Raw genomic sequence first — 23,802 nt, forward strand, 5'->3', positions numbered from 1 at the left:
CCCGATAGCAGTGCTGCCAGACGCTTATTATTAACTGACTCACCGCCATCGGGGGCAGGCCCTCTCCCACATTGGGTCGTCGCTGCTTTGAGCATTTCGTTCGCTTAACTGACTGCGGCGACGATAGCGATATTGGCTAAACTCCGCTCGCAGGCTCATGCCGCAAATGGAGACGTCATTTGTATGCCAAACCGCTATTCACGCCTCATCTACCGCCAACCACGACTGGCCGATGTCCAGCGGTTGTTTGCGATCTTCGGTGATCCGCAGACCAATCTGTTCAACCCGGCCGGGCCCATGCCCGATCTTGCGACGGCTCAACGCTTGTTGGCTCACTGGATGGCGCAATGGGCCACTCACGGCTACGGCTGGTGGGCGATTGCCCGTAAAGAAGCGCCCGAACACATCATCGGGTTTGGCGGCATTGCACCGCTTAACTATCTGACCCAACGACGCATCAACCTCGGTTATCGCTTTGCCGTCGAAGCCTGGGGGCAGGGCTACGCCACCGAGGTGGGCCGTGACGCGTTGGAGCTGGCTTTTGTAACCTTGGGTTTGCCCGAGGTTTTCGGTCTGGTACGACCCGATCATGCCGCGTCGATCCGCGTACTGGAGAAGATTGGCATGCAGCCCTTCGGCCTGCTGGACGACGTACCTGGCCAAGCTCCCAGCTTGGTGTTGCGGGTTTGTCATCCTACAACTGCTGGCACCTGACGTTTTTCGTACTTACGTAATTCCTCGATAAACGGTGCTTGTTCAGATTGACACTGCGCAGGCGTCCCGATATAAAAGTCACAGTTGTACGACGACATATGACGTTACATGTGTCCTACCTAACAAAAATAAAAAAGTGATGCCATGAATCTGAACGAGCCCATCAGTGCCTATCGTGTCGGCCAGGCGGTCGGCAGCTATCGCTGGACGATCTGCGCGATGCTGTTTTTCGCGACCACGGTCAACTACCTCGACCGTCAGGTGCTGAGCCTGTTGGCGCCGCAACTCTCGACACAATTTGGCTGGAGCAACACCGATTACGCCAACATCGCCGCGGTGTTCCAGTTCGTCTACGCGATTGCCATGCTGTTTGCCGGGCGGTTTGTCGACAAGATCGGTACCAAGGCCGCGTATGTGGTGGCGATCGGCATCTGGTCTACTGGGGCGATCATGCATGCGTTTTCGGTGCCGATGGGCGAGGGCATTGCGGCGGTCAGCAGCGCTGTCGGCCTGGCGGTGATTCCGGTGTCGATTGCCGGGTTCATGCTGTCACGTGCCGTGTTGGCGATCGGCGAAGCGGGTAATTTCCCTATCGCGATCAAGGCCACCGCTGAATATTTTCCCAAGAAGGAACGCTCACTGGCCACCGGCATCTTCAACTCCGGTGCCAACGTCGGCGCGATCCTGGCGCCGATCTGCGTGCCGTTGATCGCAGGCTGGTGGGGCTGGGAAGCGGCGTTTATGGTCATTGGCATGTTGGGCTTTGTGTGGGTGGCAGTCTGGGCCGCCGTGTACGAAAAACCGGAACAGCAAAAACGACTGTCCGCTGAAGAACTGGCCTATATCCGCAGCGATCAGACCGTACAGCCTTTCACTCCGGAGCCTACGGGCGCCAACGCAAAGAAAGTCTCCTGGTTCAAACTGCTGACTTACCGCCAGACGTGGGCGTTCGCCTTTGGCAAGTTCATGACTGACGGTGTGTGGTGGTTTTTCCTGTTCTGGTTGCCCACCTACCTGTCGGCGCAGTACGGCATGAAAGGCGCGGATATCGTCATGCCGCTGGCGGTGCTGTACAGCATGACCATGGTCGGCAGCATCGGTGGCGGCTGGTTCCCGAGCTACTTCATGGCGCGCGGCGATGCACCCTATGACGGGCGTATGAAAGCCATGCTGGTGATTGCGCTGTTCCCGCTGGTGGTGTTGCTGGCACAGCCTCTGGGTTACCTGAGCTTCTGGGTACCGGTGCTGCTGATTGGCGTGGGGGCCTCGGCGCACCAGGCGTGGTCGTGCAATATCTTCACCACCGTGTCCGATATGTTCCCGCAGAAAACCGTGGCCTCGGTGGTCGGCATTGGTGGCATGGCAGGGGGCTTGGGCGGTGTGGTCATGACCAAGATCGGCGGTTGGGTGTTCGACTACTACAAGTCCATCAACGACATCCACACCGGCTACATGATCATGTTTGCCATCTGCGCCCTGGCTTACCTGGTGGCCTGGAGCGTGATGAAGGCATTGGTGCCCCGTCACAAGGAAATTACTGATCTTTAGGGGCCGCTTCAGGCAACCGTAGAAACGCCATCAGCGCGGCAACGATGGCTTCTGGTGCATCTTCTTGTACCAGATGCCCGGCGTGGGGGATACGCAGGTAGCGTGCCCCGGCCAATCTGCCAGCAAGTGCATCGCCTTGCGCCAACGGGATCCACCGGTCTTCTTCACCCCACAGCAGCAGCACCGGGCAGCGGACGCTGGCGAGTTGATCTTCTATCGCATCGGTATAACGCTGATCCATTTGCACGATCTGTCGGTAAAAGGCGGCCTGGCCAATCTCGCCCGTCCATGGCGTGACATAAGCTTGCAATACCTCGGCAGGCAGCGACTTGAAAGCGGCGCCCTGAAGATAGGCACGCACGATCGCTTCATGGATGTATGCCGGCGCATCGCTGAAGCCCCGTTCATGTTGACGCACATGCTGAATCAGCGGCGAACCCCAGGGCGCCAGGGCAACGGGATCGATCAAGGTGAGGCTGGCGTAGTCGCAGCCATCCAGCAGATGCGTGCGCAGTGCCGTGGCACCGCCGAAATCATGGGCGAGTAGATGAGGACGTTCCAGGCCCCAATGTTCAAGCAGTGCGGCCAGCAAGGTGTTTTGCACGCCGAGGGAGACGTCCTGCCCCGGTGCCTTTTGCGACTGGCCGTAGCCGAGCAGGTCGTAATAGAACACTCGACAGTGCTGGGCGAACAATGGCGCGATGCGTCGCCACACATGGGCAGAGAAGGGCGTGCCATGCACCATCACCAAGGCCGGGCCCTGAGTGCCGAGTTGGCCCCAGCGCACCGCCTGCCCGTGAAAGTCGAAAGTTTCGCGCAGTGCCAAGGCATCACTTGCGTGGGTCATGATTGAATCTCCCCTAAAGCATCGTGGGTTGTGACGGTCTTTACGTCCGCCAAGATGATACGAACTGCCATTACTACGCCGATCAATACCGCGGCCAGGCCCGCTGTTTCCATGGGCGTTGGCCAGCGCTGGTGAAACCACAAGCCCAGCAGGCTGGCGAACAGTGATTCCAGGGCAATCAACTGGCCGCTCAATACCATGGGCAGGCGCCGCGTCGCGGCGTTCCAGGCCCAGGCGCCGACGACGGTGGACATCACGGCGATCACCAGGCTCCAGGCATACAGCGGCCATGCCTGGCTCCAGCCAGCGCCAAGGGTGGGCAACCGCAACACGCCCAACACGTATAGCCACGGGAGGATGATCAGCGCAGCGGCACCGGCCCCCACTAGCATCAGGGCGGTCCACACACCTGTCACCTTGGCCGGCAGGTGCGCCAGTTGCTGTTGGTTGATCACGCTGAACGCCATCCATAAGGCGACGGCGCCCAAAGAAAAAAACAGACCGGCCAACCAGGAGCCGCTGCCCGAAGAGGGCTGGTGCAGACTGCTGATATTGACCAGCAAAAGCCCCACCGAGAGACAGAGCAACGGCATAACCAGTTGACGCCACTGCAGGGTTTTATCGCTGGCGTTGCCTATCAGCGCCAGCAGCACCGGGACCATCCCGACAAACGCTGGCGTCAGCACCGGGCCACCGACGATCACGCCGCCTGCAATGCAAACGCCGTAGCCCAGGCAACCCAGTGCGCCCAGCAGTGCCGCGAGCAGGCACTGGCCATGGCTGAGCATCCGCAGTTGCGCTCGACACACAATCATCCAGACGATGCCCAGCCCGCCGGCTATCAGAAAGCGCACAGCCATCAGATCGTAGAGGCTGTATGCCCCGGTGACGTAGGGCGCAATGAAGTTCAGTGCCCAGCCAAGGGTGGCGACCACCGCGCATATCACGCCGGTAAAGACTGAAGCTTGGGAAGTGCTCATCAGGCTGATCCATGAAGTAATGGATCCATGGTGCCCAGCCGCACGGCTGTGCTACAAACGAGTTCTCGGCCCTTGATGCATTACCTCAGATTATGAATCTACTTGGCAAAACCTTACCGCCCCTCGCCAGCCTGTTGCCGTTTGAAGCCGCTGCGCGCCTGGAAAGTTTTTCCAAGGCGGCCGATGAGCTGCACATCACCCAGGCGGCTGTCAGCCGGCAGATTCGCGGGCTGGAAGATAACCTGGGGGTGAAACTCTTTAGTCGGCGCAACCGTGCGGTGTTCCTGACGCAAGAGGGGCGTGAATTGGGGCGGGTGGTCAGTGCCGCGTTGCAAAGCATCAGTGATGGCGCGGCTCAGCTGCGCACGGCGCCGCAACGCAATCGGGTGGTGCTGTTGTGCCAGTTGTGCGAGGCGTTTTATTGGTTGATGCCGCGCCTGTCGACCTTCCACCAGCAATACCCACAGGTCGAGATCCAGGTGGTGACCTGTACGCGGCCCATCACGCAATTCGAGGGCCACTTCGATGTAGCCCTGCAAAGTACCCGGCGCGCCAGTGGTGCCCATACGCTGATGTTTACCGCTTCTGATGAAGTGTTTCCGGTGTGCAGTCCCGCCTACCTGTGCCCGCAGCAGCCGTTACCGCTCGCGCTCGGTGAGTTACAGCCTTGCACCTTTTTGCACCATAGCTCTGAGCCTCCGCACTTGATGGAGTGGGATGAGTGGCTGCAGGTGTTCGGGCGGGTGTTGGCCAAAGATGCGCGCAGTGCCACCTTCGACAGCTACCCGCTGATGTTGCAGGCGGCGGTGGAAGGGCACGGTGTTGCGATGGGCTGGCGTCGCACCGCCAGCAGGCTGATTGACAGTGGGGCACTGGTGCGCCCCTGTGCTGAAAGCGTGTTTCTGCCGGAGGCTATTTCGGTGTACAGGCAGCATGGGGCAAGCAGTCGGGGGGAGGAGGCTGCGTTGCTGGCCTGGCTTGAAGCGCAATTGCACAAGGACGACTGACAGGGGCGTCGCCGCCCCTGTCACACCCGGTTATTTATTACGGGTGACGCGCCAAAGGGTATTGGCCAGGTCGTCGGCAATGATCAACGCACCTTTGGGGTCCACCGTCACGCCCACCGGGCGCCCACGGGTCTTGCCGTCGTCACCACGAAAGCCGGTGGCGAAGTCGATAGGCTCGCCCGCCGGCTTGCCATTGCTGAACGGCACAAAGATCACCTTGTAGCCCACCGGCGCGTCGCGGTTCCAACTGCCGTGCTCGCCGACGAACACACCCTCGGCGAATTTTTCACCCATGGCCGGGATGGAAAAGTCCACCCCCAGCGCGGCCACATGGGAACCCAGGCTGTAATCGGGCTTGATCGCCGAGGCTACTTTGGCTGGGTTCTGCGGTTGTGCGCGTGGGTCGACGTTCTGGCCCCAGTAGCTGTAGGGCCAACCGTAGAAGGCACCTTCGCGCACTGACGTCAGGTAGTCCGGCACCAGGTCGGGGCCGAGTTCATCGCGTTCGTTGACCACCGTCCACAGTTGCCCGGAGCCCGGTTGGATGGTCAGTGCCGTGGGGTTGCGTAGCCCGGTAGCATAGGGTTTGTGCGCGCCAGTGGCCGCGTCGATCTGCCAGACCATGGCGCGGTCAATCTCCACTTCCATGCCGCGTTCGGTGATGTTGCTGTTGGAGCCGATGCCCACATACAGCTGGCGCCCGTCATCACTGACCGCCAAGGACTTGGTCCAGTGGTGATTGATCTGCGCCGGCAGGTCGGTGACTTTGACCGGCGGCGCACTGGCCTTGGTCTGGCCGTCGGCGTAATCGAAACGCACCAGCGCGTCCTGGTTGGCCACATAGAGTTTGCCGTCGGCGTATGCCAGGCCATAGGGGGCGTTGAGGTTGTCGGCGAACACGGTCTTGAGTTCATAGGTGCCGTCGCCGTCGGCATCGCGCAGCAGGGTAATGCGGTTGCCGCCTTTGACCTTGGTGTTGCCCTGAGCCTTGATCACGCTGGCAATCACGTCCTTGGGCTTGAGCTTGGCCGCACTGCCGCCACGGCCTTCGGCTACGAGGATGTCGCCGTTGGGCAACACCAGAGTTTGGCGGGGGATTGCCAGGTCGGTGGCGATGGCGGTCACGCTGTAGCCTTCGGGCACCTTGGGCTTTTGTTCGCCCCAAGGCGTGGGCTCGGCGATCTTCATGCTCGGCAGCAGGCTGCTTTGTTGTTCGGGCAGCTTGGGATCGGGGCCGCGGGCCTGGGTCTTGTCACCTTCGCCGCCACAGGCACTCAGCAACAGGGCAGCACTGAGCACGGTCAATGTGTTGAGTGGTTTCATCGGGCAGCTCCTGAGCGCAGGTTGGTCAAGCCGATCCAGGTGGCGATGATCGCCAGGGCGGTGACAATCGCCGACAGCACCAGGCCGGTGGGCATCATGGCGTACGCGTCCTTGGCGTGTTGGAAGGCATTGATCAGCCCGAGTACCCAAGTAGCCAGCAACAGCAGGAAATACGCCACGGGGCGCCCGCCCTTGTGTTCGGCACGCACCAGGTTGACCAGCGCAAACAACAGGGCAAAACCACAGAAGACCAGCGCCCCGGCGATCAGCCAGGAGGCGAAGTTGGCCCATTGGATCTGGTAACTCTGGCCGTAGGCGATATCACTGAGCAAGGCGCCGAGAAACAACGGCACGGTGCCGGCCAGTAAGGTCCCATGCAGCGGGCCAGGTCTGACGACGGGGTAGGTGGGTAGGGTAGTCATGTCGGTGGCGGCTCCTTATCGTTCTGCACCCTGGACTCAGGGCGCGCTGACTTCGCATAGGAAAGGAGCCTGTCATTTGTCAGAAAGTTCATTGAGAGGTGGAGATGTTTCCTGGCAGATGTACCTGGATGTGTTTACGACGCCAGCTCCATGACTCATCCTGCTTGGCCCCAACAAGGAAACGTTTTATGCCAACCCTGCATCTGTTGTGCGGCAAGATCGCCTCCGGCAAGTCCACGCTCGCCAAAACCCTGGCTGCCGAGCACGCGGCCATTGTGCTCAGCGAAGACCACTGCTGCCGCGCCCGCCTGCATGAGCGTAACGCCCGGGGTGAGCATGACTTTGCCGCGACCGACGCCGAGTTCGACCTGATCACTCGCCACTTCTGCGTGCCGAGTGAAGAAGAAGGGCTGGTGATCAAGGTGCATCGGCCATGAGCACCCAACAACCTGCGGGTATCGATGCCGACGGCTTTATCCTCACCGTCGCCGATGCGCCTATACAACACGAATTCAAGCCCGTGCTGGTGGATATCTGCGCCACCCTGTCCCAGCCCGCGTTGGGGCTGCACGGGATTTACCTGTATGGCAGCGTCGCACGGGGCCAGGCCGAGGTCGGGATTTGCGACTTGGATCTCACGCTGATACTTATCGAACCACCGGATGCGCCCGTGCTTGAGCAATTGGAGGCGGCTCGAATCGCCTTGGAGCAACGGCATCGGCAAGTCACCAAGATCGATTTCGACATCGGTCATCGTGCTCAAGTCTTGGCACATGAAAACCGAAACAGTTGGGGCTTCTGGCTCAAACATCATTGCCGTTGTGTCTGGGGCGAAGACCTGTCACAGCACTTCGAAGCGTTTCGCCCGTCCCGGGCTATCGCCTTGGCGGTCAATGGTGATTTCGAGCAGGCGCTCACCGGCTACCTGGTGCGCATCGAACAGGCCAGCACTGAACACATACGCCATCGCTTGCAGCGGGAAGCTTCGCGGGCCTTGATCCGCGCCACCCATACCCTGCGCCCGAAAGAAGCACGGATGTGGCCGCATACGCTGGAAGAATACGTCGCGCTATTCGTTGAGCATTACCCCTCGATGCGCGTACACATTGCCTATTTCCTGTTTGAAGCACGCAACCCAAGCGCCGAGTGCGAGACGTTCAGCACGCGATTGCGCGCATTTTTAAGTTGGATGGTTTCAGCGGCTGGAGACAGGAATCAATCGAATGCGTGAGCGCCCGCAATCGTCTAACTCTTTTCAGGATTGAAAAAGCGCTCGGCTCGGCAAGGCGCCAGGGCAGGGGACGTTATGCTCTCCATGATCTCTTCACTGACCAACTGCCCCACGATGGCCGCAAGTGTCACGCCTGGATGCATCACGCAGACATACACACCGTTGGCACTCGGCAACTCGCCAATGATCGGCAGGCCATCCACGGCGATGGGCCTGAGCCCGACGCACGCCAGTTGTGGCTGGATGGAAGTGACGCCCTCAAGCTCACCGGCAATGGCCAGGGCGGTGCGGCGGGCGATGGCGGCGGGCTGATGTTCCGGGGCGTTGCCAAGGTAGTCTTCGGCTGCCAGCCAAATACCCTCTGCACTTTCGCGTACTTCCATTTCAGGGTTGGAAATGAGCGTGTGCACAATCCCGGGCGGGGCGCTGTAGCGGATGAAAATCGCTGGCGAGGCGTCTATCGGCAAGGGCAAACCCAGCAGGCTTGTCAGTGCTGCCGTGCCCGTTCCGGCTGCGAGCACCACCCTGTCGGCATGGATGACGCCCCGGCTGGTTTCAACGCCGGTGACCTGCGAACCCTGCCTGCTGAAGCCCAGCACTGGGTTGTGTGTCAGCAGCCTGGCACCGAGGGCCTGGGCGGCGGCTATTAACGCATGGGTGGTTTGTACAGCGTCCAGTGCGCCTTCTTCGGCTTTGAATTGAGCGAATTCAGGCGGGTTTTTCAACTGCGGCTCAAGTGCCTGGATACGCGCACGAGTGATCCGTGAGTTCGCCCTGGGTTGAATGTTTGGGCCGTAACACAGGGCGCCCGTCCAGCGTATCTTCACGTCGGGCAACTCATGTTCCAGGCGGTGATACGCGTCAATCGCAGCACTGCGCAATGAGGCGATGGGGTCGGGTGCGTCGCAGGTAGTGTTTATCCAGGCAAACGAAGTAGCCGTGACCCCGCAAGCAACGTCACCGGCATCGACCACCGTCACCTTCGCACCCTTGCCGGCCAGGTGATAGGCCAGTGAAGCCCCGACGATACCGGCGCCAATGACCACAATGCGCTTGCCCTGATTCATGTCCGCCCTCTCTGTTAACAATGGGTGAGGATTTCACCGCTTTGGAGCACCCTGGCATAGTCCATCGCGAGGTTACTGAGCGATAACGCGTGCACATCTTCGGCGAGCCACAGGCGTCCCGACAAGTCGGTTTGATCGAAAGTAAAACAGGCATCCGCCGCCACGATTACGTCGAACCCCAAGTTGCCCCCAGAGCGTGCGGTGGCCTCCACTGAGTTATTAGTGATGACGCCTACGATCACCAGTTGTTTGATCGAGCGCATGTGCAGCCAGCGTTCCAGGCCCGTGGCGATGAAGGCATCCGGTACATTTTTTTCCACCACATGCTCGTGACCCAGGGGTTGCAGCGTGTCTTGGAATTCACAGCCTGGTTGGCCTGGCCAGAACACCGAGCCGGGAGAGCGGGAGATATGCCGCACATGGACGATCGGGCGTTGCGCCTGTCGCCAGGCATTGAGCAACTGTTGTATGCGCAGTTCGGCGTCTGGGTTGTTGCGGCGGCCCAGGGCGGGATCGGCCATGCCTCTCTGCATATCAATGATCACCAGTGCAGCGTTCGTCGATATCGGTTCCATGGCCTGTCCTTGTAGGGATGAGTATCGCGATTCAAGTGTGGGAGCGGGCTTGCTCGCTCCTACAGGTCGGTTGGACGTTACCACCGATCGGCAACCCACACGCAAAACCCTGAGACTTCCCGGCGAAACGCTTCATAATGGCCGCCAATTTGTTTAGCTCGTTATTCTGGTGTGCCCGCATGGAAATTAAGGTCAACTTTCTCGACAACCTTCGGCTTGAAGCCAAGTTCGATGACTTCACGGTCATTGCCGACCAGCCCATCCGCTACAAGGGCGATGGGTCGGCACCGGGGCCATTCGATTACTTCCTGGCTTCGTCGGCGTTGTGTGCGGCGTACTTTGTGAAGTTGTACTGCCAGACGCGCAATATTCCCACGGAGAATATTCGCCTGTCGCAGAACAACATCGTCGACCCGGAAAACCGCTACAACCAGATTTTCAAGATCCAGGTCGAGCTGCCGGCGGACATCTCGGACAAGGACCGCCAGGGCATCCTGCGTTCCATCGACCGTTGCACCGTGAAGAAAGTGGTGCAGGCCGGGCCGGAGTTCGTGATTGAGCAGGTGGAAAATCTCGACGCCGACGCCCAGGCGTTGTTGATGCCCAATTCCACGTCCGAGGCGGGCACCTACATTGCTGGCAAGGACCTGCCGCTGGAGCAGACCATCGCCAACATGTCCGGCATCCTCGCCGGGCTGGGCATGAAGATCGAGATCGCCTCGTGGCGCAATATCGTGCCCAACGTCTGGTCGCTGCATGTGCGCGATGCGCATTCGCCGATGTGCTTTACCAACGGCAAGGGCGCGACGAAGGAGGGCGCACTGGCGTCGGCGCTGGGCGAGTTTATCGAGCGGCTCAACTGCAACTTCTTCTACAACGACCAGTTCTGGGGCGAAGAGCTGGCCAATGCGCCGTTCGTGCATTATCCGGATGAGCGCTGGTTTCAGCCGGGCCCGGACGATGAGTTGCCGAGTGAAATCCTCGATGCCTACTGCCTGAAGATCTACAACCGCGAGGGCGAGTTGCGCGGTTCGCACCTGTTCGACACCAACTCCGGTAACGAAGCCCGCGGCATTGTCTCGTTGCCGTTTGTGCGCCAGTCCGACGGTGAAGTGGTGTATTTCCCGTCCAACCTGATCGAAAACCTCTACCTGAGCAACGGCATGAGCGCCGGCAACACCCTGGCCGAAGCCCAGGTGCAGTGCCTGTCGGAGATTTTCGAGCGGGCGGTAAAGCGCGAAATCATCGAAGGCGAATTCGCCCTGCCGGATGTACCCGCCGAGGTGTTGGCTAAATACCCTGGCATCCTCGCCGGTATTGAGGGGCTGGAGGCCCAGGGTTTCCCGGTGCTAGTCAAGGATGCATCCCTGGGCGGTGAATTTCCGGTGATGTGCGTGACCTTGATGAACCCGCGCACCGGTGGCGTGTTTGCCTCCTTTGGCGCGCACCCGAGCCTGGAAGTGGCACTGGAGCGCAGCCTCACCGAGCTGCTGCAAGGCCGCAGCTTCGAAGGTTTGAACGACCTGCCGCAGCCGACCTTCGAAGGCCAGGCGGTGACCGAGCCGAACAATTTCGTCGAGCACTTTATCGACTCCAGCGGCGTAGTGTCGTGGCGCTTCTTCAGCGCCCAGTCGGATTACGAGTTCGTCGAGTGGGACTTCTCGGGCCATGGCGAAGACTCCAACGCCCAGGAAGCCGCGACGCTGTTCGGCATTCTTGAAGGCATGGGCAAGGAGTGCTACATGGCGGTGTACGAACACCTGGGCGCCACCGCCTGCCGCATCCTGGTGCCGGACTATTCGGAAATCTACCCGGTGGACGACCTGATCTGGGATAACACCAACAAGGCGCTGTTCTTTCGCGAAGACATCCTCAACCTGCATCGCCTCAACGAGGACGAGCTGCAAGCCTTGGTCGAACGCCTGATTGAAAGCGAGCTGGACGACTACACCGACATCACCACCCTGATCGGCATCGAGTTCGACGACAACACCGCGTGGGGCCAGTTGACCATCCTTGAGCTGAAGCTGCTGATATTCCTGGCCCTCAAGCAGTATGAAGAAGCCAAGGAATGCGTGGAGATGTTCCTGCAGTACAACGACAACACCGTCGAGCGCGGCCTGTTTTACCAGGCGATGAACGCGGTGCTGGAGATGGAGCTGGATGACGACCTGGAGCTGGCCGACTACGAGGCCAACTTCCGGCGCATGTTCGGCAATGAGCGCATGGACGCGGTGATTGGTTCGGTCGACGGCAGTGTTCGGTTCTACGGGTTGACGCCGACCAGCATGAAGCTCGAAGGGCTGGACCGGCATCTGCGCTTGATCGACAGCTACAAGAAGCTGCACAGTGCACGAGCCAACATCACCCAAGGCTGATTACGCAGTTGATTTAATGTGGGAGGGGGCTTGCTCCCGATAGCGGTGTATCAGTCAACAAATACAGTGACTGACACCCTGCTATCGGGAGCAAGCCCCCTCCCACATTTTGCTCGATATTTGACGTTAGATGTGTGCCAAGGCTTGGGCTAAATCCGCTCGCAAATCCTCCACATCCTCAACCCCCACCGACAACCGCACCAGCCCATCACCAATCCCCAACTGCGCCCGCGTGGCCGCCGGGATGCTCGCGTGCGTCATGATCGCGGGGTGTTCGATCAGGCTTTCCACGCCACCCAGGCTCTCGGCCAGGGCGAAGATCCTGACGTTCTCCAGAAAGCGCCTGGCACCGGCCAGGTCACTGTTCAAATCCACCGAAATCATCCCGCCAAAACCGCGCATTTGCTGCTTGGCCAGCGCGTGCTGTGGATGGGATTTCAGGCCGGGGTAATACACTCGCGCCACTTGCGGTTGCTGTTCCAGCCAGGTGGCCAGCTCCAGGGCATTGCTGCAATGGCGCTCCATGCGCAGCGCCAGGGTTTTCACGCCGCGCAGGGTCAGGAACGCATCGAACGGCCCGGCAATGGCACCGACCGAGTTTTGCAGGAAGCCCAGGCGTTCGGCCAGGTCCGGATTGTCACCGACAATGGCGATACCGCCGATCACATCGGAATGCCCGTTCAGATACTTGGTAGTGGAGTGCACCACGATATCGAAACCCAGTTCCAGCGGCCGCTGGATCCACGGGCTGGCGAAGGTGTTGTCGGCCACGCAGATAATTCCGCGGGCACGGCAGATGCGTGCGACGGCGCGCAGGTCGGTGAGGCTCAGCAGCGGGTTGCTCGGGGTCTCGACCCAGACCATGCGCGTGTCGTCCTGCAACGACGCTTCAAAGGCCGACAAGTCGCTCAGGTCGATATAGCTGAAACGGTGCCCAGCGCTGCGTTGGCGCACCTTGTCGAACAGCCGGAAGGTGCCGCCATACAGGTCATTGCCCGAAACGATATGCGCACCGGCATCGAGCAATTCGAGCACGGTGGAAATCGCCGCCAGCCCCGACGCAAATGCAAACGCCTGGCTGCCGCCTTCAAGGTCGGCCACGCAGCGCTCCAGGGCAAAACGCGTGGGGTTGTGGGAGCGGCCGTAGTCGAAGCCCTTGTGCACACCGGGGCTGTCTTGCAGGTAAGTGGAGTTGGCGTAGATCGGCGGCATCAGCGCGCCCGTGGTCGGGTCGGGTGACTGCCCGGCGTGGATCACACGGGTGGCAAACGCGCTTTTATCGGGCTGACTCATGCAAGGGATCTCCGTAGGTGATTAAGCAGGTCGACGCGGGTGATCAGGCCATGGAAGCCCGAGGCGTCGGCAATAATGGCGACCAGGCCGCGATCCAGTTCTGCCTGCAGTTCGGCCAGGCTGGCGCTGGGGGGCAGGGTGTGCAAGGTGTCGGTCATGGCGCTGGCGACGGTCATGGAAAAGTCCGCCGCGTCATGGTGCAGGCCCAGCAGAATGTCCGATTCGTCGATCACGCCCGCCAATTGTTGGCCGTCTACCAGCACCGGCAGTTGCGACACATCCGCCAGGCGCATGCGTTGGAACGCAGTGAGCAGGGTGTCGTCGGGGCTCACGCTGATCACACGGCCGTCTTCGAAGCGGCGGGCGATCAGGTCGCGCAGGTCGCCGTAATGTTTGTACTGCAGCAGGCCGGCGTCGTTCATCCATTGGTCGTTGTAAACCTTCGATAAATAACGCGTGCCGGTGTCGCACACAAAGGTCACCACGCGCTTGGGCTCGGTTTGCTCGCGGCAGTAGCGCAGGGCAGCGGCGAGCAGGGTGCCGGTGGACGAGCCGCCGAGAATGCCTTCGGCCTTGAGCAATTGGCGGGCGTGGTCGAAGCTCTCTTCATCGCTGATGGAGTAGGCGTGGCGCACGCTGGACAGATCGGCAATCGACGGGATGAAGTCTTCGCCGATGCCTTCCACGGCCCAGGAGCCAGGCGTTTCAAGTTGCCGGCTGCGGCTGTATTCGGCCATGACTGAACCCACCGGGTCGGCCAGTACCATCGTGAGATCGGGCTGCACACGCTTGAAAAAACGCGTCAAGCCGGTGAGGGTGCCGGCCGAGCCGACGCCGACCACAATCGCGTCGACGTCATGTTGGGTCTGCGCCCAGATCTCCGGCGCGGTGCTGGTTTCGTGGGCCAGTGGGTTGGCCGGGTTGTTGAACTGATCAGCAAAGAACGAGCCCGGAATATCCTTGGCCAGCCGTGCCGCCACGTCCTGGTAATACTCCGGGTGGCCCTTGCCCACATCGGAGCGGGTGATATGTACTTCAGCGCCCATGGCCTTCAGGTGCAGCACTTTCTCCGTGGACATCTTGTCGGGCACTACCAGCACCACCCGATACCCCTTGGCCCGGCCTACCAGCGCCAAGCCCAGGCCGGTATTGCCTGCGGTGGCTTCGATGATGGTACCCCCAGGACGCAAGCGCCCATCACGCTCGGCGGAGTCGATCATGGCCAAGCCGATGCGATCCTTGATGGAGCCGCCAGGGTTTTGCGATTCAAGCTTTAGAAACAGCGTGCAAGGGCCGGTATCGAAGCGGCTGACCTTGACCAGCGGCGTGTTACCGATCAGTTCAAGTACGGCAGGGCGGGATAGGGTGGGCATGTCGTCACCTGGTTACGGGATGGGCACAGGGTGGGGGACAGCAAATCACAGCATGGCTTGAAACATAGGCCGGTATCGCCCGGGTCGCAACCGGGCGGTCCGATGCATGACTTTTTTTGGCGCATGGGTGATGCGCAGGAGGGGAGATGGTGGAGATCAAATATGGTAGTTGTCGAGCTTTGGCGAGGCTGCGAAGGCGGCGGCACTGTCGGCATTTATGTTGCCTGACCCACCGCCATCGCGGCCTCGCTAAAGCTCGAGCGCTCCCACATCGGCGTTCGGCTATGGCCATTTCTAGGCATAGCCGGACGCTTTTATGGCTCTATCGGACGAGCTATCGAACCTTCAGCCAAAGTTTCATAAAAGAGCCCCAAGGTAACCATGTTAAGTCGCCAATGGTGTTATTGATTTGGTTAGCCACATCAGAGTCAAAGGCTTCAGTATTTCCAAGCGTCCCAGTGGTAAAGAATGCGACCGTGTTGGCTTCAGCCGCAGTAAAGAAGTTTTTGGCCCGCTTTCCTTCTTCCAATGCCTTCACAGCCTTGCCCGGTATCCGCCCGACCATGTATGGGGGCTTGCCATTTGCAAAATCCCCGTACAAGCGACGATAGTCTTTGAATTGTCCGAGTCGTCTAAGTCTTGGGATCAAGTTCGGGACGGTTCTAGAAAGAAGGTTTCTGGCCATCGCGATTCCAGAGCGCCCCAGGTACAGGGCAAGAGAGGCGACTTTTTTAACGAGCATGGCCCCGCCGCCCAATACTCCTGTGCCCAAGGATACCCAGGCGAGAATACTCGAGAGTTCAGGATTGGTATCTTGGGTAAGCACCGACGCGATATTTGCCGCTAATGACACGACCGCGAGCCCGACCAGCGCAGCCGTAAGCAGTAAAGATGTGCCCCCACTCACGATGGCGGCCAATATGCCAATCGCACCGAAAATCCAGGTGCCCAATGGATTATCGGGCCCGAGCGAGATGGGTCCAGGCTCGCGCCCTTGGCCCTGCCATTGATTCCACAAAGCGTCATTCACTGAAAAATGTCCGCTGGGGTCGCTGAAATTGACTGGATCACCCTCGGCGCAGTAGGCATACAGATTAGGGCCACCTGGCCCGAAAGGGCTGAGGCTGTCCGGAGTGTAGAAACACATGCTGGAAGCTGAGTAATAGCGTCCTTGTCCGCCCGCCCCCAAAACGTATTGACCCGTATCGGCATCAAGGAATTCGCCCTTGAAACCCAGCATGGAATCGGTCTCGGCCGGGGATTGCTCGCCGTATGCCGTATAGGCGTGATGCCTGAGAGTTTGGGCCTGAAGGTCATAGCTGGCCCATACCGTGCCATGGACGTCTCTGAGTTCAAACAGGGTTCTTTTCACGCCCGAGCGTTTGATCTGTAGAACCGTACAGCCCTCGCTCCCGGGATTCAGCTCCCGGCTGCTGTCGTTATTGGCAGTCGAATATTCTCCACACACCGTTAGCCCGTCATAGATGAGTTGAGTTTGCACGCCGTTGTTGTCCCGGATCATCAGGCGGTCGGAGGGATCATAGCTATAACGGATACTCCCGGCCTGGATCAATCGACCGAGCCAGTCATACGTGTATTTTTTTCCCGAAGCGTCCTGTGTCACCCGCCCGGCTGCGTCGTACCTCAATGTGGCGGCTTCGGGGTAGTCCGAATGGCTGTTGTAGACTGTCGCCAACCGAAAACCATTCAGGCTATCGTTGCTGTTGGTTGTGGTGTTCTTGAACCCACCAAAGCTTGTGACGCAAGTGGTGACATTTCCCAATGCATCGTAAGTGAACTCTTGCTTGTCGATGTCCTGGTTTTTTGGGGTCTTGGGTCGCCATACGCCCGTGGTGGTATAGGACTTGAGTCGCCCACCCGGAGTGTAAGCCATGATGCGTGACCCCAGCACGATGTTGTCCTGTTTCAAGAACACCGATTTCAGTTTGCCGTCGCCGTAATACGCACTCTCTATTTTGAGATCAACTTTGCCACTGAGTGTAAATCGGCGACTGGTTTCACGCCGTTCTGCGTCGTAGGTATATGTCACATCGAAAGTGACCTTCGGATCGGTTGAGTTAATAGGACCAATAATCAGCTCCTTACTCAAAAGTCCCTGACTGTCATAATTATGGCTACACGTAAAGTGGAAATTGTTGGCTGCATAGCGTTGATCTCCGCTGTAAAGGAACAGTGTCTTATTACCTGTAGGGTCTGTATTGGTGAGCAGGCGTCCACCGTGTGAATACTCGGAAAATGTCTCTTTGGTTTGACCGGGCTGAGTTTGTATATGCTGATTAGTTATATACAGGTTGGCGTCATGATTGTACTCGAGAAACTTTTCTCCCTCGCTCGCTGACGAGATCTTCTGTGCCCCATACGCGTAGGTGTAAGATTGCTGCTCGGTGCGGTTGGTCGTGCCGGTGTTTGCCAAGCGGTTGCCAAGTTCCTTGATGTATTCATGTTGGAGTAGAGTGCCATCGGCGGTTTGGGTTGACGCAGGGACTGAGCTGGCGCCTATATAGGTATAGGTTTCAGTGCACTTGCCGCGGGTGAGTGAGGTGACTCGGCCCCAACTGTCGATGGTGCGTTTGCCCAGTATGTGGCGGTTATTCGAGAATTCGATATCGATCTGGGTGGCTTCGGTCATCAGCCAGTGTTTAGGGTAAGTGTAGTAATAGGTGTAGACCAGGCTGGGGGCCAGTATTCCGTTGTTCTTTTCGCTATGTTTTTCGCTCAACAGACGGCCACTGCCATCGTAAGCGTAATCAATGGTTGTATCGCCCAGTTCACCATCCGTGTGCAGTTGCTTGATCTGCCTGGCGCGGGTATAGGTGGCAGTCTGGGTCTGATAAATGTTGCCCTCCTTGCCTCTCCATTCAATCTTCTTGATGGTCTCATCCAAGTTATAGGTGGTAATTGTTCTGTGCTTGTCGGTTGCCTTGCCGGTCCATTGTGTAAGCGTCAGTGCGATGGGGTCTTTGAGGTCGAAATCTTCCCTGCCGTTGCTGTAGCGTCGTCCGCTGACCCGATTCCAGTCATCATATTTCAACTCCTGCCATTCAAGGAGTTGGAGTGGCATATTCTGGTAATCATACTGGGTGGTACGTAGTTCACGCCCAATACGGTCGTAGCTGACGGCTTTGATCAGCTTTTTTTGGCCATCTTCGATCAAGTATTCACTGACCAGTCGGTCTTGGCCATCGTATTGACTCAAGCGGGTTTGCCCATTGGGGGTGGTCATTTGTATCTGCCCGGGCGCCGGGTAAGTGTAGGTGGTGACCTGGCGATAGGTAGTGCTCTGCGCGCACACTGTCAAAGTGCTCAGTTGGCCGTTATTGTTGTAGCTGTACTCGGTGCGGTTGCCATCAACGTCGACTTGGCGAATGAGGCGTCCGTCAAGAGTGCTCTTGGTTTCCGAAGAGGTGCGGCTGTTACCTTGTTCATCGGTTTCGGTCGTTGTGGTGGTAAGTTCGATATTACCCACGCCCCCCAAGGCATAGGCGAACGAACGTAGAGGGTCACTCACCAGGGGCGCCAAATGTTTATTGCCCAATGTCGACCGGCGGATGCTCTTCACACGTCCGGTGCGAAAGTCTTCGATGACATTGCCTTCCTCTGTAACGTTAGCCTCGAAGTATTCGTACTGTTGGCCTACCAGCGCGGCATCGGCAAATTTATCCGTCGCTAAACTGCATTGCAACGTACTATAAAGTCTGGCCTCATGCGAGGGGGTCATTTCATATCGGTGAAGTTCGAACTCGGCAACATTACGCAAGCCGGGGATCAAGTCGGACAGCCCAGGGATGATTGCCAGTAAACCGGGTGTTTCGACAAACTTGGTATCCAGCGCGGCAGATGGGAACAGGCTCTCATATGTATAGTCTGCGGTTTCCCACTGAGTGCCCGGTTTGTCATTTTGTTCTTCCTTGGAAGCGCGTGCGATTGCGCTTAGTAATTCGCGGGCTTTTAGCGTACCGTTGCTATGTTTCAAAAAATTGTAAATCGGGTCTGTAAACGAGCGTAGATAGTCCATCTCGGTAGTAATGGTCTGTTGTTGGTTTTTGATAAGGCCAGAACTATCGTTAAAAGTATTCTTGTTCGTCGTTGTCCGGCTTCTGTTCGCTTGTTGGTAAGTTACTCGGGTTTCACGACTATCAAGGTCATCATCCTTACTCATGTTATACGCTGTCAGGGTTTTGGCAGAACCTTGGGAGAGCGTCTCAGTCTTGACGTCATGTTCATCGTCGTATTGATAAACCGTGGTGCGAATGGCCGGTACGCCCTCAGCCATGATCGTCCGGTATTTTTTTTCATCTTGACGCTCATACGCATAGGTTGTAATAACAGGCGTGCCGCCACCCGTTGGGGTGAGCGTGTGAGTACTGACGCAAGGCAACGCTGACAACTGTGGGTTGTCCGGAAATGTCAGTCCGTTGTCTTTATATTCGACCGCCTCTTGGAGTCCGTCGACATTGGTGATCTTGTTCAACAGCCAACCACACACCGGATGGTCCAAATACTCCAAGGTGGTTTTGTGAGTATTCCCGAGGGTAACGGACTGCAGGGCGTAATCTTTAAGTGCCAACGTGTAGGTGAGGGTTTGAGTTGCATCATCAGGCCAGAACATAATCTTGACTGTCCCAATGGCCGGCGATGTATCGGGCGCGGGGGGCGTGTATTCAATCTTGAGCAGGTTTCGCTTGGTGCTGTCCGTGATGCCTGTTAATTGAAGTTGATAATACGTTTTGCCCTCTATAACGTGGGGCGTTGATGTCCATGTGAAATATAAGTTTTTCGACTCCTTGAGGTCGGGATTATAGGTTGTCAATATTTTTGGTACATAGATGCCTGTGTTGTCCAGCAATTCCAATACTTCATGTCTTGTGTCCTTGCGCATCACGGTCAGTTGGTTGTTGAACCAGGAGACATTAACGGCATCGTTTTGTGGGTCAGGATCGATACCTTTTTTTATATTTAGTACTTCGCCGGAGTGCAATGTTAAACGGTTATGCGCAGTGCTATAAGTGGTTAGCCCAAAAAAACAGCCATCCCCCAATGCAAACAGGTTATTGAAGGTGGGGGCACAGTGAAGCCCCATTTCAAACACAGGGCCGCTGCCGTCGTTACCGACGATTGAGGGGAGGGGAATAAAGGCCTCGAACAGGCCTGTGCGTGGATCGACCACGTTGCGTTTTTGAGTGGTGGCGTTAAAAATCGGATCGTTCTCGGAATCGCTAGGGTCCGTACCCATTGGATTGTGGGCCATGTTCATTTCCTTATGTCGTAGTAGGCCCCCTTCGTGGGGGAGATATGCACTACTTGAAAACTACACGGTCGGTAAGCCTGCGATAACTGTAAGAGTTCACAGTATTTTATATTAAATAGTTTTTGAATTTATTATTTTAATCTCCTTTGCGAATAAGGATGTTTGTGATCTGTATGAAAGGTGGCGGCCTTCAAGTTCGGATCGACATCATGCACATCAACGTCCGGCCACAGCGTCTTCTATGGTTGCAATATCAATCTTGGTCATTTTCATCATCGCCTCAAACGCACGCTTGGCGACGGCAGGATCTTTGCTGGTGACCGCATCGACCAACACCCGTGGCGAGATCTGCCACGACAACCCCCACTTGTCCTTGCACCAGCCGCAGGCGCTTGCCTGCCCACCATTGTTGACGATGGCATTCCACAAGCGATCGGTTTCTTCCTGGTCATCCGTAGACACCTGAAAGGAAAACGCCTCACTGTGCTTGAACATCTGGCCGCCATTCAGGCCGACGCAGGGGATACCCAGCACGGTGAATTCCACGGTCAACACTTCGCCCTGCTTGCCGGCCGGGTAGTCGCCAGGCGCATGGTGAACGTTCCCCACTTTACTGTCGGGAAAGGTGTTGGCGTAGAAGGTCGCCGCCTCCAGGGCATCGTTGTTGTACCAGAGGCAGATCGTATTTTTGTTGTTCATCGCAAGGCTCCTCGGGTTGGAAGGTGCGTGAAGTCTAGACGATAACCGCGGGCGTTCCGCCCCGTTTAGAACCGCTCATCCAGGATCGCCGGCAAGGTAATGTCCTTGACGAAACTGGCCGGCGACAAGTTCAGCGTCATGCGCACCACTTGCACCACGTCATGCACCGGAATCGACTGGCCTTCACCGCGTTGCGCCGCCACTGCGAGCGGTGTGCTCAACGGGTCTTCGGTGTTCAGGTAGCCCAGGTTCAGGCAGGTCACGCCCAGGCGCTGATGCCGATAGCCTTCACGCAAGGCATCGGCAATCCCGCGCAGCGCAAACTTGGAGGCACCGAAGGCCACCTCCGGGCGGCCACTTTGCGGCAGGCCGGAGGTCGAGCCAGTCAGGATGATCCGTGGGTTGGCGCTGTCGAGCAGCACCGGCAGCAGGCGTTTGATCAGCAACAAGGTAGCGGTGATGTTGCACGTGACAATGGCTTCGAGCTGCTCATCACTGTCGGCCAAAAAGTTGTACGCGGGGTCGAAGGCAAATTCTTCCCAGATACCCAGGTTGTAGATCAAGGTATCCAGCCCACTCTCGGCCACCGAGGCTTCAATGGCCTGGGCAGCTTTGGCGGGTTCGGCCAGGTTGGCTTCGATCCAACGCACCTGCACATCAGCCTTGTGGTTGAGCTGTTCTGGACGGCTGCGGGATACACCGATCAGCGTATCCCCGGGTTCGCCCAACCCCTCGATCAGCGCCTTGCCCAGGCCTTTGCTGGCGCCCACTACCATGGTTTTCATTACGCGTCTCCTTGACTGAAGGGCGTAGTTATAAGGCAGTTGGGTGGGGCTTTCCAGCCTGCTGTTCAGGCTTGCACGGCTTCCCGGCAAATGCGTAAACCCGCACGCCGCGAGCGCCAGGCCAAACCCAGCACCATCAGCAAGCCCAGGCCCGCCATGATTGCGCCTGCCAGGGAAATGGCCGGGTAGCCCAGCCCGGCGTTGATCACCGCGCCACCCAGCGCGGCACCAATCGCATTGCCAAAATTGAACGCGCCGATGTTCATCGCCGACGCCAGGTTAGGCGCATCCTTGGCGGTCTCCATCACACGCATCTGCAACGGCGGTACCAGCGCAAAACTGGCGGCACCCCATAGCAGGATCGACACGGCGGCAGGCAGCGGCCATTGCATCAGCACCGAGAAGGCCAGAAGCACGGCAATCAACACCACCAGCGAGGTGATCAGGGTACGGTCCACCGAGCGGTCGGCCGACTTGCCGCCCCACACGTTGCCCAGGGTCAGCCCGATACCGAACAGCACAAGCATCCCGGTGACGAAGTTGGTCGAGGCGTGGGTGACGTTGCGCAGAATCGGCGCGATGTAAGTGAACACCGTGAACATCGCACTGGAGCCCACCACCGTCAGCGCAAGCGCGGCCAGCACCGGCCCGCGGCCCAATACGCGGATTTCCGCCATCAGGCTGCCACCTTTAGGCGCGGGTGCATTCGGCAACGCCCACCACAGCGCCGCCATCACCACCGCACCGAGGCCGCTGATCCCCCAGAACGCCGTGCGCCAACCAAAGTTCTCGCCAAACCAGGTCGCCAGCGGCACGCCGCCGATGGTCGCCAAGGTCAGCCCGAGAAACATCGCCGCGACCGCCCCCGCGCGTTTCTCCGGCGCTACCACGCTGGCTGCCACAATCGAACCAATGCCGAAAAATGCCCCGTGGTTCAGCGACGTCACCAGCCTTGCGACCATCAAGGTCTGGTAGTTGGTGGCCAGCGCCGACAACAAATTGCCCAGGGTAAAAATCGCCATCAGCCCGATCAGCAAATAACGACGCGGCACTCTCGCCGTGGCGAGGGTCATGATCGGCGCGCCGATCAGCACGCCCATGGCATAAGCACTCACCAGCAGCCCGGCGGCTGGAATGGAGACACCAAGATCGGCGGCAATACCGGGCAACATGCCCATGGGCGCAAACTCCGTGACCCCGATGCCGAAGGCACCGATGGACAAGGCTACAAGGGGTGGATTGATACGCATGGTTGACTCCTCATCTGTGTGCCGAATGCTACAATCCAGCCTTTTCAAGCAGTAGCCCTCGCTTGGGAACTACAGCTTTGCGCAGGAGGCACAAATGGACATCGTCGGTCGGTCAGGAGAGATGGAAGTGTTCGCCATGGTTGCCGAGCACGGCAGCCTGTCGGGCGCGGCGCGAGCCCTGGGGCTGACGCCATCGTCCATCAGCCGCATCATCACCCGCACCGAAAAGCGCATCGGCACCCGACTGCTGCTGCGCACCACCCGCGCCATCACCTTCACCGCCGAAGGCGAAGCCTACCTGCGCGGCGCCCGGCGCATCCTCGCAGACATGGCCGAAGTCGAAGACGCCATCACCGACCAGGGCACCCCACGGGGCCGCCTGCGAGTCAGCGCCGCCCTGGCCCATGGCCGCATGACTATCGTCCCGCTGATCGCCGCCTTCAGCGCCCGCTATCCGGCCATCGTCGTCGACCTGATGCTCGGCGATGAAGTGGTGGACATCCTCGGCGGCCAGGCCGACGTCGCCATCCGCTTCGGCCCCCTCGCCGACAGCCCCCTGACTGCTCGTCATATCGGCTCCACCGAGCAGGTGATCGTCGCCTCACCGGACTACCTGGCAAAACATGGCACCCCGGTGTTGCCGCAGGATCTACTCCGGCACAACTGCCTACGCTTCAACTTTCGCCGAGCGGCGCCGGATTGGCCGTTCAGGGCGGATGGGCGGGAGTTTTCGTTGAAGGTGGCGGGGACGATTGAGGGCAACAGTGGCGAGGCATTGGCACAGTTGGCAAAGCTGGGGGCAGGGATTGCGCGGATTGGGGCGTTTAGTGTGGTGGAGGAGGTGAAGCGGGGGGAGTTGGTGGTGTTGCTGGAGGACTTTAACCCGGGGGATGTGGAGCCGATTCATGCGGTGTTTGTGGGGGGAGGGGCGATGCCGGCGCGGGTTAGGGCGTTTGTGGATTTTTTGGTGGAGAGGCATGGGGGTTGAGGAGGTGCGGGTTTAGGTCTGGATTTGTTGGGAGGGGGGGATCGGCGGATTTC

The 23,802-nt window shown here is 58.7% G+C and carries 19 protein-coding genes; 7 read left to right on the plus strand and 12 right to left on the minus strand.

Annotation, left to right across the window (positions count from 1 at the left end; genetic code table 11):
• Nucleotides 1–183: 183 nt before the first annotated feature.
• Nucleotides 184–714, plus strand: a complete 531-nt coding sequence (locus JH25_RS00580; protein WP_032880880.1) for a GNAT family N-acetyltransferase — start codon at nucleotides 184–186, stop codon at nucleotides 712–714.
• 144 nt (nucleotides 715–858) lie between these two features.
• Nucleotides 859–2,262 carry an MFS transporter gene (locus tag JH25_RS00575; protein WP_032880882.1) on the plus strand — a complete coding sequence of 468 codons (1,404 nt, stop codon included), beginning with the start codon at nucleotides 859–861 and terminating at the stop codon, nucleotides 2,260–2,262.
• On the opposite strand, the gene JH25_RS00570 is transcribed toward JH25_RS00575, so the two are convergent.
• Both JH25_RS00570 and JH25_RS00565 read right to left on the minus strand, forming a co-directional pair.
• Entirely contained in the window at nucleotides 2,249–3,109 is an 861-nt protein-coding gene (locus tag JH25_RS00570; RefSeq protein ID WP_032880883.1) for an alpha/beta fold hydrolase, read from the minus strand. The two genes, JH25_RS00575 and JH25_RS00570, sit on opposite strands and share 14 nt — an antisense overlap.
• Nucleotides 3,106–4,089 carry a DMT family transporter gene (locus tag JH25_RS00565; RefSeq protein WP_032880884.1) on the minus strand — a complete coding sequence of 328 codons (984 nt, stop codon included), beginning with the start codon at nucleotides 4,087–4,089 and terminating at the stop codon, nucleotides 3,106–3,108. Before JH25_RS00565 ends, JH25_RS00570 begins: the two co-directional genes overlap by 4 nt.
• 92 nt (nucleotides 4,090–4,181) lie before the next feature.
• Here JH25_RS00565 and JH25_RS00560 point away from each other — a divergent pair, with 92 nt between their 5' ends.
• Nucleotides 4,182–5,096: a LysR substrate-binding domain-containing protein gene (locus JH25_RS00560; RefSeq protein ID WP_032880885.1), complete on the plus strand. Its 915-nt coding sequence runs from the start codon at nucleotides 4,182–4,184 to the stop codon at nucleotides 5,094–5,096.
• Nucleotides 5,097–5,126: 30 nt separating this feature from the next.
• Here JH25_RS00560 and JH25_RS00555 read toward each other — a convergent pair whose 3' ends face one another.
• Together JH25_RS00555 and JH25_RS00550 are read right to left on the minus strand one after the other, a co-directional pair.
• On the minus strand, nucleotides 5,127–6,419 hold the full coding sequence (locus tag JH25_RS00555; protein ID WP_032880887.1) for a PQQ-dependent sugar dehydrogenase: 1,293 nt from the start codon (nucleotides 6,417–6,419) through the stop codon (nucleotides 5,127–5,129).
• Complete coding sequence (locus tag JH25_RS00550; RefSeq protein ID WP_005787957.1) at nucleotides 6,416–6,841, minus strand: DUF2231 domain-containing protein; 426 nt, start codon at nucleotides 6,839–6,841, stop codon at nucleotides 6,416–6,418. The genes JH25_RS00555 and JH25_RS00550 overlap by 4 nt, the downstream gene beginning before the upstream one ends.
• 188 nt (nucleotides 6,842–7,029) lie before the next feature.
• Here JH25_RS00550 and JH25_RS00545 point away from each other — a divergent pair, with 188 nt between their 5' ends.
• Together JH25_RS00545 and JH25_RS00540 are read left to right on the plus strand one after the other, a co-directional pair.
• On the plus strand, nucleotides 7,030–7,278 hold the full coding sequence (locus JH25_RS00545; protein WP_032880889.1) for an AAA family ATPase: 249 nt from the start codon (nucleotides 7,030–7,032) through the stop codon (nucleotides 7,276–7,278).
• Nucleotides 7,275–8,072 carry a hypothetical protein gene (locus tag JH25_RS00540; protein ID WP_032880891.1) on the plus strand — a complete coding sequence of 266 codons (798 nt, stop codon included), beginning with the start codon at nucleotides 7,275–7,277 and terminating at the stop codon, nucleotides 8,070–8,072. The genes JH25_RS00545 and JH25_RS00540 overlap by 4 nt, the downstream gene beginning before the upstream one ends.
• Nucleotides 8,073–8,086: 14 nt before the next feature.
• Here JH25_RS00540 and JH25_RS00535 read toward each other — a convergent pair whose 3' ends face one another.
• Together JH25_RS00535 and JH25_RS00530 are read right to left on the minus strand one after the other, a co-directional pair.
• Nucleotides 8,087–9,139 (minus strand): NAD(P)/FAD-dependent oxidoreductase, encoded by a 1,053-nt coding sequence (locus JH25_RS00535; RefSeq protein WP_032880892.1) that lies wholly within the window; start codon nucleotides 9,137–9,139, stop codon nucleotides 8,087–8,089.
• A gap of 14 nt (nucleotides 9,140–9,153) precedes the next feature.
• Entirely contained in the window at nucleotides 9,154–9,714 is a 561-nt protein-coding gene (locus JH25_RS00530; protein WP_032880893.1) for a cysteine hydrolase family protein, read from the minus strand.
• A gap of 179 nt (nucleotides 9,715–9,893) precedes the next feature.
• Between JH25_RS00530 and JH25_RS00525 the strand changes: the two genes are divergently transcribed.
• A complete protein-coding gene (locus JH25_RS00525; protein WP_032880895.1) occupies nucleotides 9,894–12,092 on the plus strand; it encodes an OsmC domain/YcaO domain-containing protein in 2,199 nt (732 codons plus the stop codon).
• Nucleotides 12,093–12,218: 126 nt separating this feature from the next.
• On the opposite strand, the gene JH25_RS00520 is transcribed toward JH25_RS00525, so the two are convergent.
• The 6 genes from JH25_RS00520 to JH25_RS00495 all read right to left on the minus strand — a co-directional run bounded on the left by JH25_RS00520 (nucleotide 12,219) and on the right by JH25_RS00495 (nucleotide 22,761).
• Nucleotides 12,219–13,385, minus strand: a complete 1,167-nt coding sequence (locus JH25_RS00520) for a cystathionine gamma-synthase (protein ID WP_032880897.1) — start codon at nucleotides 13,383–13,385, stop codon at nucleotides 12,219–12,221.
• Nucleotides 13,382–14,758, minus strand: coding sequence for a pyridoxal-phosphate dependent enzyme (locus JH25_RS00515; protein WP_032880899.1), 1,377 nt, complete (start codon nucleotides 14,756–14,758; stop codon nucleotides 13,382–13,384). The genes JH25_RS00520 and JH25_RS00515 overlap by 4 nt, the downstream gene beginning before the upstream one ends.
• A gap of 334 nt (nucleotides 14,759–15,092) precedes the next feature.
• A complete protein-coding gene (locus tag JH25_RS00510) occupies nucleotides 15,093–20,027 on the minus strand; it encodes an RHS repeat domain-containing protein (RefSeq protein WP_032880902.1) in 4,935 nt (1,644 codons plus the stop codon).
• A 216-nt stretch (nucleotides 20,028–20,243) separates the two neighbouring features.
• Entirely contained in the window at nucleotides 20,244–20,726 is a 483-nt protein-coding gene (locus tag JH25_RS00505) for a VOC family protein (protein ID WP_032880904.1), read from the minus strand.
• 65 nt (nucleotides 20,727–20,791) lie between these two features.
• Nucleotides 20,792–21,511, minus strand: a complete 720-nt coding sequence (locus JH25_RS00500) for an SDR family NAD(P)-dependent oxidoreductase (protein WP_032880906.1) — start codon at nucleotides 21,509–21,511, stop codon at nucleotides 20,792–20,794.
• Nucleotides 21,512–21,576: 65 nt separating this feature from the next.
• A complete protein-coding gene (locus JH25_RS00495) occupies nucleotides 21,577–22,761 on the minus strand; it encodes an MFS transporter (RefSeq protein WP_032880907.1) in 1,185 nt (394 codons plus the stop codon).
• A gap of 94 nt (nucleotides 22,762–22,855) precedes the next feature.
• On the opposite strand from JH25_RS00495, the gene JH25_RS00490 reads away from it, so the two are divergent.
• Nucleotides 22,856–23,749, plus strand: coding sequence for a LysR family transcriptional regulator (locus JH25_RS00490; protein ID WP_032880908.1), 894 nt, complete (start codon nucleotides 22,856–22,858; stop codon nucleotides 23,747–23,749).
• The last annotated feature ends 53 nt before the right edge of the window (nucleotides 23,750–23,802 follow it).

This window comes from Pseudomonas sp. BRG-100, from assembly GCF_000737955.1.
Taxonomy (GTDB): domain Bacteria; phylum Pseudomonadota; class Gammaproteobacteria; order Pseudomonadales; family Pseudomonadaceae; genus Aquipseudomonas; species Aquipseudomonas synxantha_A.

Bases quoted from the DNA above. Each gene is read 5' to 3' on its own strand.
- JH25_RS00505 (WP_032880904.1), bottom strand. From the start codon at position 20,726: ATGAACAACAAAAATACGATCTGCCTCTGGTACAACAACGATGCCCTG.
- JH25_RS00530 (WP_032880893.1), bottom strand. From the start codon at position 9,714: ATGGAACCGATATCGACGAACGCTGCACTGGTGATCATTGATATGCAG.
- JH25_RS00515 (WP_032880899.1), bottom strand. From the start codon at position 14,758: ATGCCCACCCTATCCCGCCCTGCCGTACTTGAACTGATCGGTAACACG.
- JH25_RS00550 (WP_005787957.1), bottom strand. From the start codon at position 6,841: ATGACTACCCTACCCACCTACCCCGTCGTCAGACCTGGCCCGCTGCAT.
- JH25_RS00495 (WP_032880907.1), bottom strand. From the start codon at position 22,761: ATGCGTATCAATCCACCCCTTGTAGCCTTGTCCATCGGTGCCTTCGGC.
- JH25_RS00545 (WP_032880889.1), top strand. From the start codon at position 7,030: ATGCCAACCCTGCATCTGTTGTGCGGCAAGATCGCCTCCGGCAAGTCC.
- JH25_RS00560 (WP_032880885.1), top strand. From the start codon at position 4,182: ATGAATCTACTTGGCAAAACCTTACCGCCCCTCGCCAGCCTGTTGCCG.
- JH25_RS00555 (WP_032880887.1), bottom strand. From the start codon at position 6,419: ATGAAACCACTCAACACATTGACCGTGCTCAGTGCTGCCCTGTTGCTG.
- JH25_RS00525 (WP_032880895.1), top strand. From the start codon at position 9,894: ATGGAAATTAAGGTCAACTTTCTCGACAACCTTCGGCTTGAAGCCAAG.
- JH25_RS00540 (WP_032880891.1), top strand. From the start codon at position 7,275: ATGAGCACCCAACAACCTGCGGGTATCGATGCCGACGGCTTTATCCTC.
- JH25_RS00580 (WP_032880880.1), top strand. From the start codon at position 184: ATGCCAAACCGCTATTCACGCCTCATCTACCGCCAACCACGACTGGCC.
- JH25_RS00570 (WP_032880883.1), bottom strand. From the start codon at position 3,109: ATGACCCACGCAAGTGATGCCTTGGCACTGCGCGAAACTTTCGACTTT.
- JH25_RS00490 (WP_032880908.1), top strand. From the start codon at position 22,856: ATGGACATCGTCGGTCGGTCAGGAGAGATGGAAGTGTTCGCCATGGTT.
- JH25_RS00520 (WP_032880897.1), bottom strand. From the start codon at position 13,385: ATGAGTCAGCCCGATAAAAGCGCGTTTGCCACCCGTGTGATCCACGCC.
- JH25_RS00565 (WP_032880884.1), bottom strand. From the start codon at position 4,089: ATGAGCACTTCCCAAGCTTCAGTCTTTACCGGCGTGATATGCGCGGTG.
- JH25_RS00535 (WP_032880892.1), bottom strand. From the start codon at position 9,139: ATGAATCAGGGCAAGCGCATTGTGGTCATTGGCGCCGGTATCGTCGGG.
- JH25_RS00510 (WP_032880902.1), bottom strand. From the start codon at position 20,027: ATGGCCCACAATCCAATGGGTACGGACCCTAGCGATTCCGAGAACGAT.
- JH25_RS00575 (WP_032880882.1), top strand. From the start codon at position 859: ATGAATCTGAACGAGCCCATCAGTGCCTATCGTGTCGGCCAGGCGGTC.
- JH25_RS00500 (WP_032880906.1), bottom strand. From the start codon at position 21,511: ATGAAAACCATGGTAGTGGGCGCCAGCAAAGGCCTGGGCAAGGCGCTG.